Annotated in this window: 12 protein-coding genes; 5 read left to right on the forward strand and 7 right to left on the reverse strand. The window is 65.9% G+C overall.

From position 1 onward, the window contains the following. Positions 1 to 361: 361 nt before the first annotated feature. The 3 genes from QGG75_12195 to QGG75_12205 are packed head-to-tail and all read right to left on the reverse strand — an operon-like array spanning position 362 to position 2,769. On the reverse strand, positions 362 to 973 hold the full coding sequence (locus tag QGG75_12195; GenBank protein MDP6067992.1) for a histidine phosphatase family protein: 612 nt from the start codon (positions 971 to 973) through the stop codon (positions 362 to 364). Beyond that, the gene (gene cobD, locus QGG75_12200; GenBank protein ID MDP6067993.1) at positions 970 to 2,013 is read right to left on the reverse strand and encodes a threonine-phosphate decarboxylase CobD; all 1,044 of its coding nucleotides are present in this window, start codon (positions 2,011 to 2,013) and stop codon (positions 970 to 972) included. The genes QGG75_12195 and cobD overlap by 4 nt, the downstream gene beginning before the upstream one ends. 9 nt (positions 2,014 to 2,022) lie before the next feature. Next, complete coding sequence (locus QGG75_12205) at positions 2,023 to 2,769, reverse strand: SDR family oxidoreductase (protein ID MDP6067994.1); 747 nt, start codon at positions 2,767 to 2,769, stop codon at positions 2,023 to 2,025. Between the two features lie 214 nt (positions 2,770 to 2,983). On the opposite strand from QGG75_12205, the gene QGG75_12210 reads away from it, so the two are divergent. Beyond that, positions 2,984 to 6,466 (forward strand): FAD-dependent oxidoreductase, encoded by a 3,483-nt coding sequence (locus QGG75_12210; protein ID MDP6067995.1) that lies wholly within the window; start codon positions 2,984 to 2,986, stop codon positions 6,464 to 6,466. Between the two features lie 6 nt (positions 6,467 to 6,472). Here QGG75_12210 and QGG75_12215 read toward each other — a convergent pair whose 3' ends face one another. Then, entirely contained in the window at positions 6,473 to 6,928 is a 456-nt protein-coding gene (locus QGG75_12215) for a flavodoxin family protein (GenBank protein MDP6067996.1), read from the reverse strand. A 79-nt stretch (positions 6,929 to 7,007) separates the two neighbouring features. Here QGG75_12215 and QGG75_12220 point away from each other — a divergent pair, with 79 nt between their 5' ends. The 3 genes from QGG75_12220 (at position 7,008) to QGG75_12230 (ending at position 10,389) form a co-directional block, all read left to right on the forward strand. Further along, the gene (locus tag QGG75_12220; GenBank protein MDP6067997.1) at positions 7,008 to 7,754 is read left to right on the forward strand and encodes an SDR family oxidoreductase; all 747 of its coding nucleotides are present in this window, start codon (positions 7,008 to 7,010) and stop codon (positions 7,752 to 7,754) included. A 25-nt stretch (positions 7,755 to 7,779) separates the two neighbouring features. Next, the gene (locus tag QGG75_12225) at positions 7,780 to 9,147 is read left to right on the forward strand and encodes an MmgE/PrpD family protein (GenBank protein ID MDP6067998.1); all 1,368 of its coding nucleotides are present in this window, start codon (positions 7,780 to 7,782) and stop codon (positions 9,145 to 9,147) included. Between the two features lie 429 nt (positions 9,148 to 9,576). Beyond that, positions 9,577 to 10,389, forward strand: coding sequence for a tetratricopeptide repeat protein (locus tag QGG75_12230; GenBank protein ID MDP6067999.1), 813 nt, complete (start codon positions 9,577 to 9,579; stop codon positions 10,387 to 10,389). A gap of 101 nt (positions 10,390 to 10,490) precedes the next feature. On the opposite strand, the gene QGG75_12235 is transcribed toward QGG75_12230, so the two are convergent. After that, a complete protein-coding gene (locus tag QGG75_12235; GenBank protein MDP6068000.1) occupies positions 10,491 to 11,342 on the reverse strand; it encodes an amidohydrolase family protein in 852 nt (283 codons plus the stop codon). Between the two features lie 73 nt (positions 11,343 to 11,415). On the opposite strand from QGG75_12235, the gene QGG75_12240 reads away from it, so the two are divergent. Then, on the forward strand, positions 11,416 to 13,023 hold the full coding sequence (locus tag QGG75_12240; GenBank protein ID MDP6068001.1) for a class I adenylate-forming enzyme family protein: 1,608 nt from the start codon (positions 11,416 to 11,418) through the stop codon (positions 13,021 to 13,023). A 311-nt stretch (positions 13,024 to 13,334) separates the two neighbouring features. Here the strand turns inward: QGG75_12240 and QGG75_12245 are convergent, their stop codons facing one another. Together QGG75_12245 and QGG75_12250 are read right to left on the reverse strand one after the other, a co-directional pair. After that, a complete protein-coding gene (locus QGG75_12245; protein MDP6068002.1) occupies positions 13,335 to 13,829 on the reverse strand; it encodes a hypothetical protein in 495 nt (164 codons plus the stop codon). Between the two features lie 13 nt (positions 13,830 to 13,842). Then, positions 13,843 to 14,160: alpha/beta fold hydrolase (locus QGG75_12250; protein MDP6068003.1), on the reverse strand; the 318-nt coding region annotated here is incomplete at its 5' end.

Here is a 14,160-nt window from a genome sequence, read left to right on the forward strand (position 1 = left end):
CTTCATGTTGATGATCTGGTCGAGACGGGCGCGGAAAAGGTCGTCGTGCCGCGCTGCTTGCTGTTGTTTCGGTCGCATCTGAATTCCCCGCTAGGAAGGCATTCAGAGAATCACAAACCGACCAAAAAATGAATCCTAAATAGCAAGAAAACACCGTCCCAAGCTATGATTTCCTGCAATGCGAAAGGTGCCTAATCCGCAAAACCGCGAGCTCTGTCATAGACGTTGGAGATTTTCACAGGGGACTAATTAAGGGGACGCGGACGGTTTGTTAAGAAATCGGCCTTCTTCCCGGTAACATTCCTTAATTAAGAGGACGCGGACGGTCGTCGGACGGTCGGTATTCGCGGTATTCTGGGCTTCAGCGTGGCAGGTCGTTCACGTAATGCACCCGCCAGGCCAGCGGGATGGTGGGGTCGGGTATGGCTTCGAGGCGGCACAGCGAGAGGTTGTCGATGACCAGGGCCAGCGCCTTGTCGGGCGTCAGCTCGAGGGCGGCGGCCAGCGCCGCGCGGATGGAGCCGCCGTGGGCCACGGCGACGATGTGGCGGCCGGCGTGGGCGGCGCTGAGGCGCTCGATGGCCGGCGCCACGCGTTCGATAACCGTCGCAAAACTCTCGCCGCCGGGCGGCTCGGCGGTGCCGGGCGAGGCCCACAGGGCCGGGTCCGTTTGGGCCCGGATCTGGTCGTAACTCAGGCCCTGCCAGTCGCCGAAGCCCTGTTCGATGAAGTCGGGCTCGACCAGGTCGGGCTCGGCCTTCTCGCCCCGCGCGGCTCGAATGGCGTCGAAGGTTTGCCGCGTGCGCCGGAGCGGGCTGGTGATCCACAGCGCATCCTCGGGCAGCCGTGCCGCCAGGGCGGCGAAGGCGGCTGCGTCCGAGACGTCGGCGGCCAGGTCCATCTGGCCGTACAACAGGCCGGTCATCTCGGTCACCGGGGCATGGCGCACCCACCACCAGGTCGTCGTGGTCATGAACGCCAGGCGCTGAGCGCCGCCTTCAGTTGCCGGCCGCGCTCTCCCGGGAGCCCAAAGCGCAGCCAGTCGGGGCGCTCGGGGTAGTGGCGCACCAGGATGCGATGGCGGCGCAGCACCTCACAGATCTCGGCCGCCGCCGGGGTGTGGACCAGACGGTAGAGCACGGTGCCGCCGATGACCTCGAGGCCGGCCCGGCCCAGCATGAGGTCGAGCTCGCCCGCCGCCGCCGCCAGGCGTTGGTGCGTTGCCGCGATCCAGGCCTGGTCGGCGAAGGCCTGCGTGGCGATCCAGGCGGCCGGGCTGGAGAAGGCCCAGGGGCCGAGTGCCGCGCGGATGCGGCCAGCAATCTGCGGTGCCGTGATGGCGAAACCCAGCCTCAGGCCGGCCAGGCCGAAGAACTTGCCGAACGAGCGCAGCACGATGCGGCTTGGGCGGTCGAGTTGCCTCACCGTGGCGGCCAGGCTGAGCTCGGGCTCGAGGTCGGCGAAGGCCTCGTCGACCACCAGCCAGCCCCCACGGGGGGAGCCCCCACGGGGGGCAAGCCCTGCCGCCAGTTCCTCCAACTCGGCCGGGGCGAAGCGGCGGCCGTCGGGGTTGTTGGGGTTGGCCAGCACCACCACGTCGCAATCGCCGGCGTCGATCTCGCCCAGCGCCACCACCTCGTGGCCGGCGGCGGCCCAGCAGGGCTCGTGCTCGACGTAGGTGGGGCGCAAGACGGCGACGCGGCCGGCCGGCCGCAACCCTGGCAGCAACTGGATCAGCGACTGCGAGCCGGACGCGGCCACCACGCAGGCCGGATCGGGGGCGCCGTAATAGGCCGCGGCGGCGGCCAGCAGTTCGGCCTCGACGCCGCTGTCCGGGAGCCGCGTCCAGGCTTCCTCGGGCAATTCGCCAAAGGCATAAGGGTAGGGGTTGATACCGGTCGAGAGGTCGAGCCAGTCAACGCCACCGCCCCCGCCGCCGTCTTCGTGCGCCCGGCGGGCGGCCGCCAGGTCGCCGCCGTGATGCTGGGCGGCGATCTCCGTATCCGCTTTCACGACGCCTGCTCAGCTCAACCAGTAGCCGCCGTCGATCAGCAGGGTCTGGCCGATCGAGTGGCTGAGATCGGTGCAGGCGGCCAGCACGGCGCTGGCGATGTCCTCGGGCTGGGCGATGCTACCCAGTGCCGTGCGCTCGACCACGGTCTGAACCACCGCCGGGTCCCAGGATTTGGTGAACTCGGTATTGACCAGGCCCGGCGCCACCCCCATGACGCGGATCTTGGGCGCCAGGGCCCGGGCCAGCGACATGGTGAGGTTGTTGAGCCCCCCCTTGGAGGCGGCATAGGCGATGTTGCTGCCGGTCGCCGTGGTGGCGGCCAGCGATGAGATGTTGATCACCACCGGCGCCTCGGCCGCTTCCAGCATAGGCCGGAAGGCGCGGATGCAGCCGATGACGCCGCGCAGGTTGGTGATCAGAATGCGGTCGATGAGTTCGTCCGTCAGGGCCTCCAGATCGCTGTGCTGCACGACCTGCGAGACGGCGGCATTGTTGACCAGGATATCCAGCCGGCCCTCACCGTCGTTGACGGACTTGGCGGCGGCGGCCAGGGCTTCGGCGTCGGTGATCGAGGCCTGGACGATGCGGTGGCCCGAGCCCGATAGACTGGCCAGCACTTCCTCGGCACCGGCGGCGCTGTCCCGGTGGTTGATCAGCACCGTGGCGCCCTGGGCCGCGAAAAGCTGCGCCGTGGCCGCCCCGATGCCCCGGCTGGCGCCGGTCACAAGGGCGATCTTTCCCGCCAGTCTGGACATTCCGAACCTCGTTTCCTGCCGATGAGCTGCGCCCGTTATAGCCCGAACCGGAGGGTGACGTGGGAAATTTGCAGCCCATTGGCAATTGTTTGTTTTTAAAACAGTCCCGTTTCGGGTATATCTGTATTACCAACAATAAAGCCGTTCGGCTTGAAGCTGCGGGCCGCTCGCGCTATGCAGCGCAGGCCCACAGTTGCCTCGAAGAAGGTACCTCATGAACAACATCGGCAACGGCCACCAGGTGGCGGACTTTTACGACCGCGAGCGGCTGCTGGCGCTGGATGGCGAGTTCCGCGCCTTCCTGGCCGGGCGCGACCCTGAACTGGCCGGGCGTTTGGACGCCGGCCGGGCCGATGCCGACGCCTTGGGCGCCGACGAGGCCGAGCTGATCATCGAGCTAGCGCCGCATCTGGAGGCCTTTCTGGCCCGTGAGTTCGGTATCGAAGCGGAACTGGCCGAACTCAGCGAACGCCATAGTGTCCTCGATCCGGTCTTCGAGGTGAGGCGCAATTTCGTCCAGCGCCGGGCGCTGAAGGGCGTCAAGCCCGAGGCGGCGGCGGAAATCCCTGGCCCGGCGCTGGCGGCCGAGCTGGCGGCGCTGATCGGCCAGCCCCTCGAGGACATAGCATTCGCCCGGGCCGTGCTGGGCTGGCTGGAAAACCCGGACGACAACGCCGCTGCTCTCGAAACGGCGGCCTCCTATGCCGCCTGGGCCACGCTCTCGGGCCAGGGGCCCGAAAGCGTGCTGTTCGTCAGCCCGGACAAGGTCGACCACGGCGATCTCTTGCCGGCCGTGCACCAGGAAGAACACGACGGTGTGGCTTGCCACGTGCTGGGCGACGACCACCGCCGGCGGCGCCAGGGCTTTCACCTCACCGACCAGGGCACCGACCTGGCCGGGGCACTGGGCGAGGCCAACTACTGCATCTGGTGCCACCGGCAGCAGAAGGACAGTTGCGCCCGCGGTTTGCGGCAAAAAGTCAAAGACGGCCCGGCGCCCTTCCGCGACGATCCGCTGGGCGTGACGCTGACCGGCTGCCCGCTGGAGGAACGCGTCTCGGAATTCCAGTACCTCAAGGCCCAGGGCCTGGCGCTCGGTGCCCTGGCCGTGGTGGCCATCGACAACCCGCTGGTGGCCGCCACCGGGCACCGCATCTGCAACGACTGCATGAAGGCCTGCATTTACCAGCGCCAGACCCCGGCCAACATCCCCGAGGTCGAATCGCGGACGCTGAAGGACGTGCTGGGGCTGCCCTGGGGCTTCGAGATCTATTCCCTGCTGACGCGCTGGAACCCGCTCAACCTGCGGCGACCCGTGCCCAAGCCGGCCAGCGGCAAGCGCGTCTTGGTGGTGGGCATGGGGCCGGCCGGCTTCACGCTGGCGCATCATCTTTTGCAAGAGGGCCATACCGTGATCGGCATCGACGGCCTCAAGATCGAGCCCCTCGAGGCGGCGCTCTCGGGCGTGGCGGCCGATGGCAGCCGCCGGCCCTTCGAGGCCATAGCCGACACAGGCGCGCTTTACGAAGACCTCGACGACCGCATCATGGCCGGCTTCGGCGGCGTCGCCGAATACGGCATCACGGTGCGCTGGGACAAGAATTTTCTCAAATTGATCCGGCTGCTGCTGCAACGCCGCGAACGATTTGCGCTCTTTGGCGGCGTCCGTTTCGGTAGCACCATCACGCTCGAAGATGCCTGGGAGCAGGGCTTCGACCACGTCGCCCTGGCCCTGGGAGCCGGCCGCCCCACCATCCTCGACCTGCCGGGCGGCCTGGCCCGGGGAGTGCGAACCGCGTCCGACTTCCTCATGGCGCTGCAGCTCACCGGTGCCGCCAAACGGAACTCCATCGCCAACATGCAGCTGCGCCTGCCGGTGGTGGTCATCGGCGGCGGCCTGACGGCCATCGACACGGCCACCGAATCGCTGGCCTACTATCCCCGCCAGGTGGAAAAATTCCTGGCGCGCTATGAGGTGCTGGCGGCCAAGCACGGCGAGGACCAGGTGCGGGGGCGCTGGAGCGAAGAGGAGCGCGGCATCGCCGACGAATTCCTGGGCCACGCCAGGGCGCTGCGCCAGGAACGCGATGACGCCGCCGCCGAGGGCCGCGAGGCGCGCGTGGTGGAGCTTTTGCGCCAGTGGGGCGGCGTTACCATCGCCTACCGCAAGCGCCTGATCGACAGCCCTGCCTACACCCTCAACCACGAGGAAATCGAGAAGGCCCTGGAAGAAGGCGTGCGCATCGCCGAGCGACTCTCGCCGACGGCCGTAGAGGTCGACGACCAGGGCGCCGCCCGGGCGCTCACGGTGGCGCGCATGAGCCTTGACGAGGAGGGCCGCTGGCAGGCCGGCGAAAGCTTCGAGATGCCGGCGCGTTCGATCTTCATCGCCGCCGGTACCCAGCCCAACACCATGCTGCTCCGCGAAGGCGCGCTCGAGCTGGAGCTCGACGGTAGCTACATCCAGGCCCGCGATGCCGAGGGCCGGCCGGTCAGTCCCGAACACGGCCTGGCCAAGCCCGAGGACGTGCACGTGCTGGTGTCCCGGCACGACGACGGCCGCTCGGTCAGCTTCTTCGGCGATCTCCATCCCAGCTTCGCCGGCAACGTAGTCAAGGCCATGGCCAGTGCGACGCTGGGATACCCCTTGATCAATGCCTCGCTGGAAGCCATCGCGGCGCATTCCCAGGCCACCGACGCCGACTTCATCGCCGCCCTCGATGGCGACCTCAGGGCCAGCGTCGAGCGCGTCGAGGTCCTGGCTCCCAACATCGTCGAGGTGGTGGTGCGGGCGCCCGCGGCGGCGCGGCATTTCCGCCCGGGCCAGTTCTACCGCTTGCAGAATTTCGAGACCCTGGCGGCGGTGGCAAACCATACCCGCCTGGCCATGGAGGGCCTGGCGCTGACCGGCGCCTGGGTTGACCGCGAACAAGGGCTGTTGGGCATGATCGTGCTGGAGATGGGGGGATCTTCCAGCCTTTGCCGCTACCTCAAGCCGGGTGAACCGGTGGTCGTCATGGGACCCACCGGCGAGCCCACCGAGATTCCCGCCAATGAGACCGTGCTGCTGGCCGGTGGCGGGTTGGGCAACGCCGTGCTGTTCTCGATCGGTCAGGCGCTGCGCGCCGCCGGCAGCCGGGTGCTTTACTTCGGCGCCTACCGCACGCCCGAGGACCGCTACAAGGTCGAGGAAATCGAGGCCGCCGCCGATCTCATCGTCTGGTGCTGCGAGGCCGAGCCCGGATTCACCCCCGGCCGCGACCAGGACCGCACTTTCGTCGGTAACATCGTCGAGGCCATGGTGGCCTATGGGGCGGGCGGGCTGGGCCTGCAGGACATTGCCTTGGCCGATGTCGACCGCATCGTCGCCATCGGCTCGCACGGCATGATGGCGGCGGTGGCGGCGGCCCGCCACGGTCCGCTGGCCGGCCAAATCAAAACACCGCACTTCGCCATCGGCTCGATCAACTCGCCCATGCAATGCATGATGAAGGAAATCTGCGCCCAGTGCCTGCAAAGCCACGTCGATCCCGAAACGGGCGAGCGCAGCCACGTCTTTTCCTGTGCCAACCAGGACCAGCCGCTCGACCACGTCGACTGGTCGGGGCTGGATGCCCGCCTCAAGCAAAACGCCGTGCTGGAAAAGCTCACGGCCCAGTGGATCGCCCACTGTCTGGAAGGCGCCGCCGCGGAATAGGATGCTTCAGAAGATCCCGGCTTCCAGACCGGCGGCCATCAGGCGGCCGAGGTCGCGGCACTGGGCGGCGAAATTCTCGACGAAATCGCCGCGGCAGATCAGCGGCTCGTGGACGGCGCGCCAGCGCAAGCCCGTGGTGATGGTTTTGACGCCGCGGCAGGTGCCGGTGCCGTCGTGGCCGGCCCGGACGTAAAGCGCGTAGGCCAGCCCCTGGGTCTCCTCCAGGCAAGCGTAGTAGCTGCGGTCGAAGAAATCCTTGAGCGCGCCGCTCATGTAGCCCAGGTTCTCGGTGGTGCCCAGGATCACGGCACCGGCCGCCAGCACGTCCGCGGGGCCGGTGTCGAACGGCGAGCGCACGTTGACCTCGATCTCGGATTCGCGGGCACCTTCGACCACGGCATCGCGTAGCCGCACGGTATTGGGGGACGGTGCAAAGGCGACGATCAAGAGAGGTTTGGCCATGGCGGCATTTTTGGCCCGCCCCACGCCCAGGTCAATCGAGTAGAATGGCGCTTTCCCAGGCCAGGCAAAGGACATTGATATGAGTTCCGACAAAGTGGCGATCGTTACCGGGGCCGGTAGCGGCATCGGCCAGGCCGTCAGCGTGGCGCTTTCCGGCGCGGGCTATGCCGTGGCCCTGGCCGGACGCAGGGCCGGGGCCCTGGAGGAGACGGCCGCCGAGGCCAGCGGCGAGACGCTGGTTGTGCCCACCGACGTGGGCCAAGCCGAGTCTGTCGCCACCCTCTTCCGCGCCACCAAGGAGGCCTTCGGCAGGCTTGATCTGTTGTTCAACAACGCCGGTTCCGGCACGCCACCCAAACCGCTCGAGGATGTCACGCTGGCCGAATGGCAGGGCGTGGTCGATGCCAACCTGACCGGCGCCTTTCTTTGCACCCAGGAAGCCTTTCGTCTGATGAAGGAGCAAGAGCCGCGCGGCGGCCGCATCATCAACAACGGCTCCATCTCGGCCCACGTGCCGCGGCCCTTCTCGGCCCCCTATACGGCCACCAAGCACGCCGTCACCGGCCTCACCCGCTCGACCTCGCTGGACGGCCGGGCCTACGACATCGCCTGCGGCCAGATCGACATCGGCAACGCCGCCACGGAGATGACCGAGCGCATGAAAGACGGCGTGCCTCAGGCCGACGGCAGCCTGGCGCCCGAGCCCACCATGGCGCTCGACAACGTGGCCAGCGCGGTGCTCTGCATGGCTGGCCTGGCGCCCGAGGCCAACGTCCAGTTCCTCACCGTGATGGCAACCAAGATGCCGTTTGTCGGGCGGGGGTAAGGTATTTCAGACCGTGGAGGCTGCCATGCAGAACGCCCAGGTTCTCGATTTTCTCTACGACACGAATTGGTCCGATCTTCCCGTCGATATCCAACGACTGGCGCAAACTTGCGTCTTCGACCTGCTGGGGGTGGCGGCCGGGTCGCTGGCCACCGCTGCTTCGCGAATGATCCGCGATCATGCCGTGGCGCATTTCGCACCCGGCCACGACGCTCCGGCTTCGCGCCTGCTGTTCGACGGCAGGCCCGCCAGCCCCGTTGGCGCGGCGCTGGCGGGCGCGCTCTCTATCGACAGCCTGGACGGACACGATGGCTACCGCCCGGCCAAGGGCCATGTCGGTGTCGCCGTGCTGCCGGCAATTCTGGCCATTGCCGATAGCGAGAAAACGGCGCTCGATGGCCGCTCGTTCCTTAACCTGATTGTCCTGGGATATGAACTGGCCAGCCGCATGGCGGTGGCGCAGCACAGCACGACCAGTGACTACCACGCCTCGGGCTCATGGAACGGCGTGGCCTGCGCCGCCCTGGCCGCCCGCCTGCTGGAGCTTGATCAGGGCCGGGCGCGGGAAGCCATGGGGATAGCGGAGTACCACGGGCCGCGCAGTCAGATGATGCGTTGCATCGCCCACCCGACCATGGTCAAGGACAGCTCGGGCTGGGGCGCCATGACCGGTGTCTCGGCAGCCTATCTGGCGCAAGCGGGCTTTAGCGGCGCGCCGTCCTTGATCGTCGAGGCCGCCGATAGCCAGTTCGCCTGGCGGGATTTGGGCAGCCGCTGGCTGATTGCCGAGCAGGATTTCAAGCCCTATCCCGTGTGCCGCTGGGCCCACGCGGCCATAGCCGCGGTCGAAGGGTTGCAACAGCGCCACGCCATAAAACCCGAAACCATCGAGCGCATCGAGATTTTCACCTTTCACCAAGGCTGTTGCCTCAACCATCCGCGGCCAAGCACCACCGAGCAGGCGCAATACAGCCTGCCCTTTCCCGTCGCCGCCATGTTGGCCAAAGGCAAGGTGGGGGCGCTAGAGGTGACCAGCGGTCTCGATGATCCCGACATTCTGCGCCTGGCCGATCGCGTGGAAATGATCGATAGCGCCGAATACAACGCCTGTTTTCCGGCCCAGCGCCTGGCCCGCGCCACTATTACGCTGAGCGACGGTGCGCGCTACGAGTCCGATACCACCCCGGCCATCGGCTCCCCCGAAACGCCGTTGAGCGGCGCTGAGCTTGAAGGCAAATTCCACGACCTCGCTGATCCCGTTCTGGGGTCGGATCATGCCCATGCCGTAAAGCTGTGCCTGGAAGCGCTGCCGCAAGCCGACTCCCTTCAGCCCTTGCTCGAGACCATCCTGATCGCGCCCGGAAACATCAAAATTGCGAGTTCGGCCGCCTAACCCGCATTTCAAGATTGATCCCGGCTTTTCGATCCAGTCCCTGCCACGGCCGGAGTCCCTCCGGTACCGGAAGCACATCTGGTACCTAAGACCGCTCCGAACTGCTATGTTGGGCGGTGTGCAGGAAGTCATCTGAGGGATGCCGGTTCAAATCAAGGGGAGGGCCGTGAAGCAAGGGGAGGGCCGTGAAGAAGGACTCCAAAACGGCGGCAAGCCGGTCTCGCAAAGCCGCCGAACAGGGTACTGAAGGCCTTGCGGATACAGGTATCTCCTTGGGTCATCTACCGCACCACAGAATGGCAGTTTAGGGTAATCCCTAATGAATGTCTTGACGTCATCTGCCGCAGGCACTGTGATGGTGGCGAAGCTCGACCCAGGGAGTGGTGGTCATCCGAGGGACGTCGGCTCGAATCAACGGGAGGTTCAGACATGAAACCGAAAGTGTTGATCTCGCTTTTCCTATGGGTGGCCCTTCTGACACCCGTAGCGGCTCAGGATTACGATGCCGGTATGCGCGCCTACCGGGCCAAGGATTATGCTGGCGCGGTCCGCCAATGGACGCCCTTGGCCAAGCAGGGAATCGCCCGGGCCCAGAACAGTCTGGGCTATATGTATGCCGCTGGCAGGGGCGTGAAGAAGAACTCCAAAACAGCGGCTAGCTGGTATCGCAAAGCTGCCGACCAGGGCAATGCCCGGGCGCAATCGAGGCTGGGAGAGCTCTTTGAGGCTGGTCGCGGCGTGGCCAAGAGCTACCAGGAAGCCCAAAAATGGTATCGCAAGGCCGCCGAGCAGGGCCTGGCCAGGGCCCAGTACACCCTGGCACGACTGCACTGGTTCGGGCGCGGCGTGAAGAAGAACTATCCCGAAGCAGCCAAATGGTATCGCCAGGCCGCCGAGCAGAACTATGCCAAGGCCCAATCCTCGCTCGGCTACATGTACATCAAAGGCCAAGGCCTGAAGAAGAGCAGCGCCATGGCGGCAGGTTGGTATCGCAAAGGGGCGGCCCTGGGCAACCCGGTGGCCCAGTCGCGGTTGAGCAGTCTACTGGCCGCGGGCAAAGGCGTGGCGAAGGATTCGGTCGAGGCTTACTTCTGGATGACGGTGGCCATCAAGCGCAGCAGCGGAAAGCTCAAGAAGGGCATCACGGCGAAACGCGCCCGCCTGGCCAAGTCGCTGACTGCGGCCCAGATCAAGAGTGCCGACAAGCGTGCGGCCGGGTGGCGGGTCAAGAGGCGGAAGTAGTCGAATCCCCTACGCCATCGAGCCCCGGCCAAGGCCTGCCAGGGAACGCCTGTAACGCCTGTAGTGAACCAAACGACCTTGGCCCGGCCATCAGGTCCCGGCTATTCGAGGCCGAAAAGCCGGGCCGCGTTGCCGCCCAAGAGCTTGTCGCGCACCGTGTCCTTCAATTCCATGGCCCGCCATTCGGCCAGCGCCCGGCCGATCTCGAAGGCCGGCCAGTCGGTGCCGAACAGGATCTGGTCCTGCAAAACGCTGTTCATGAAGCGATAGACCACTTCCCAGCCGCTGCCCGGCGCGGCGATGTACTTGGGCGCCAGGCCGCCGAATTCGAGATAGACGTTGGCGTGCTTGCGGGCCACCGCCACCATCTCGGCCGTCCAGGGCCAGCCGGCGTGGGCGGCGACGATGCGCAGCTTGGGGAAATCGCAGGCGATCTGGTCCAAGAGCATGGGGTGGTCGTTGCCGAAGGGATGCGTGGTGCCGTAGTTGATGCCGGTGTGGACGAAGGCCACGAGGTCGAGCTCGGCGGTCTTGGCGTAGACCGGGTAGAGCCGGCGGTCGTCGATGGCGGTGTGGAAGAAGGCGGGCTGGATCGAGACCCCGACGAAACCGAGCTCTGCGCAGGCTGCCACCTGGCCGACGGCGCGCATGATGTCGATGGGCGGCACCTGGGCCACCGTGCCGACGCCCAGATAGCGCCCGGGTTCGTCGGCCACCAGCTCGGCCGTGGCCTGGTTGAGCTCGTCGGAATAATCCCCGTGTTCGTATTCGGCGTGGACCAGGGCCTTGTCGACGCCCTCGGCCGCCAGCGCCGCCGCGAGTTCTGCCCGGCCGTAGGTGGCGCGGGCGGACAGGTCCAGCACGGCGTCGTAGCCCTCGGTGAGGACATCAGGCCGCTCGGCCATGTCGCTGCGCAGATCGGCGGGCAGGCGGACGCGGGCGTCGATGATCATGATCTCGCTCCCAGGTTTGGCGAACTTGTGCGACGATATCGGCGTATCTGCGCCACCTCAAGAAGGCTATGCCGTGACCGAGCTGCTCCCCGAGCTCGCACTGATCAGCGACTACGTGGCCCACTGGGCCCGCCAGAGGCCGAAGCAGGCGGCGCTGGTGCTCGACGACGATGTCGTCAGCTATGGCGAGTTCGAAGCCCGGGTCGAGGCCGTCTCCCGGGCCCTGGTGGCGGCCGGCGTCGGCCACGGCGAGCGCATTGCCCAGCTGACCACGCCCCGGCCCGAATTCATGGTGCTTTACGCTGCCGCGGCCCGTATCGGCGCCATCTGGCTCGGCCTCAATCCCCGGGCACGCTATGACGAGCTGGCCTACATCGTCGGCGATTCGCAGCCGCGGCTGCTGTTCGCCATGCCGGAGTTAGAGGGCCGCGACTACGGCGCCGACATGCGCCGCTTGCTGGCGGAAACCGGTTCCGTCGAGCAACTCGTGATGATGGCAACCGAGGCGGCGGAGCCGGCGATCCCGTTCGAGGATTTCCTGGCCCTTGGCACCGGCATCGACGAAACGACCTTCGAGGAATCCGGCGCCCGCGCGCGGCCCGAGGATCCGGCGCTGATCGTCTATACCTCGGGTAGCACCGGCCGGCCCAAGGGAGCCATGCTGAGCCAGCGCGGCATCGTGCGCACCTGCCTGGAGCAGTGCCGGCACTGGTGGGCCGAGCCCTTCCGCATCATCGTCAACGTGCCCGTCAACCACGTCGGCGGCGCCGTCCAGGGCGCCACGCAGGCCCTGGTGGCCGGCGGCACCAACGTTTTGATGGAGCGCTTCGATGCGGCCGCCATCCCGGGCGTCATCGCGGCCCACGGCATCACCGTCATGCACCAGGTGCCGACCATGTACCAGATGATTCTGGACCGACCCGAGGTGGCGGCGCACGACCTCTCGTCGCTGGAGGTGGTGATCTGGAGCGGGGCGCGCTGCCCGGCCGAACTGATCGCCAGGCTGCGCCGCCTCGCGCCAAAACTCTTCACCAGCTACGGCTGCACCGAGGTCGGCGGGGAGGTGCTCTATACCGCCGCAGGCGCCGACGACGCCCTGCTGGCCGAGGCGGTGGGCCGGCCGGCGGCGGACTTCTCGGTGCGCCTGGCCGATGCCGCCGGCCGGTCCGTCGAGGCGGGCACAGACGGCGAAATCCAGGTCAAGGACGCGGTCGTCATGCAAGGCTATTTCGGGCGCGCCGAAGAGAGCGCCGCGGCTTTCACCGAAGACGGCTGGCTCTGCACCGGCGATGTCGCCCGGGTACGCGAGGACGGCCAGTGGCAAATCGTCGGACGCTTGAAGGAGATGTTCAAATCGGGCGGCTACAACGTCTATCCCCGCGAGGTCGAGCTGGTGCTGGAAAGCCATCCCGGCGTCGCCATGGCCGCCGTGGTCGGCGCCCCCGATGCGCTCTACGACGAGGTGGGGTTCGCTTTCGTGGCGCCTGAGGAAGGCGCGGTGCTGATGCCCGACGAACTCGCGGCGTTCTGCCGGGCGCGCCTTTCCAACTACAAGGTGCCCAAGCGCATCTTCGTCGAAGCGGCGCTGCCGCTGCTGCCCATCGGCAAGATCGACAAGTCGGACCTGGGCGCCCGGGCTCGCGAGCTGGTGGCGGCGGAGAGCCGGGGCGGTTCAGGATAGATCGGCAGGGCGGAGAAGCTCCGGGGGCAGGGTGATGATCGCCCGTGTGCGTTGATCCGGGGTGCTGTCGAGCTTGAGGCTGCCGCCGTGCAGCTCCGCCGGCGTCTCGCCAACTGCAATTTCAGGCCGGTACCGCCCGCCCTGTTGCTGGGCCACCAGATTGTGAGTTACGCCGCATTGGAGAGGCGGGATCCGCTTTCACCGCCATTGCGACAGTTCTTGGCGGCTGGTCGAACTGAAGCGAATAGCCATAAGCCGAAAAACACCCAAGACCTTCTACTGAAGTGGGCAGGGATGGAGAAGAGATATGATCAAAGGTTATTTATGAAAAAAGCTAACTGCTCTCGGACGCTTTTTTCAAAGTTGTCGCCGAGGTAAATTTCAAAATGACTGATTGGATAGTGTCTGACTTCCGCATATTTCATTAATTCCGCTTCGACTTCGGGGCTTATCGGAACCAAGCGGTCTTTGTCACAAATCTGCACCAGCAATGGGCAGTGCAGGTTCTTGATTTCCTTGTCAGGACGGTAGCCGTGTGAACGCAGCAGGAAACGGGCGCAGACTTCATTGATGAATCTCAAGGATGCAGACTGCGCGTAAGCGTCAAAAGCTTCGGGATGGGTGAAAACGGCTGTTGTTCCGGGTTCTCCCACAATAGGGATTTTATGGGGCGATAAACCAAAACGAGACCTAATTACATCGCGTTGTCCATGGGAAAGCAGGCGAAATAAATGCCCCAGTCCTAAGATTTTTTTCATCGCCGCTGTTGAGGCTTTGGGGTCTATTCCCGGACATTGTGCTACCACGCTAGCGATGTTCTTAATCTTTGGCGGCAGCCAAAACGACGTGCCCCCCGCCGGCAGAAGTGCCCCAAAGAGCAATTTTCTTTGGATTGACTTCAGGAATCTGTCGCGCGTAGTCGATAGCAGCCGCAATATCCTCCAGTTGAAGGGCGGCTGAGAATAATTGGCGAGGCTTGCCTCCACTTCCACCAAAATACCGGTAATCAAGCGCCAGCACCGCGAAACCAGCTTCTCGATACCGTAGCGCATAGTCGTCCAACGACATGGATTTCGTGCCACCGAATGCAACAAAGATATTTGTATCAAGGCTGGGAGTTCCGGGAACACCATACTT

Source organism: Alphaproteobacteria bacterium (assembly GCA_030740435.1).
GTDB lineage: Bacteria > Pseudomonadota > Alphaproteobacteria > UBA2966 > UBA2966.

Excerpts from the sequence above, each read along its gene's own strand:
- QGG75_12195 (MDP6067992.1), bottom strand. The coding sequence starts at position 973 with ATGACCACGACGACCTGGTGGTGGGTGCGCCATGCCCCGGTGACCGAG.
- QGG75_12205 (MDP6067994.1), bottom strand. The coding sequence starts at position 2,769 with ATGTCCAGACTGGCGGGAAAGATCGCCCTTGTGACCGGCGCCAGCCGG.
- QGG75_12210 (MDP6067995.1), top strand. The coding sequence starts at position 2,984 with ATGAACAACATCGGCAACGGCCACCAGGTGGCGGACTTTTACGACCGC.
- QGG75_12215 (MDP6067996.1), bottom strand. The coding sequence starts at position 6,928 with ATGGCCAAACCTCTCTTGATCGTCGCCTTTGCACCGTCCCCCAATACC.
- QGG75_12220 (MDP6067997.1), top strand. The coding sequence starts at position 7,008 with ATGAGTTCCGACAAAGTGGCGATCGTTACCGGGGCCGGTAGCGGCATC.
- QGG75_12225 (MDP6067998.1), top strand. The coding sequence starts at position 7,780 with ATGCAGAACGCCCAGGTTCTCGATTTTCTCTACGACACGAATTGGTCC.
- QGG75_12230 (MDP6067999.1), top strand. The coding sequence starts at position 9,577 with ATGAAACCGAAAGTGTTGATCTCGCTTTTCCTATGGGTGGCCCTTCTG.
- QGG75_12235 (MDP6068000.1), bottom strand. The coding sequence starts at position 11,342 with ATGATCATCGACGCCCGCGTCCGCCTGCCCGCCGATCTGCGCAGCGAC.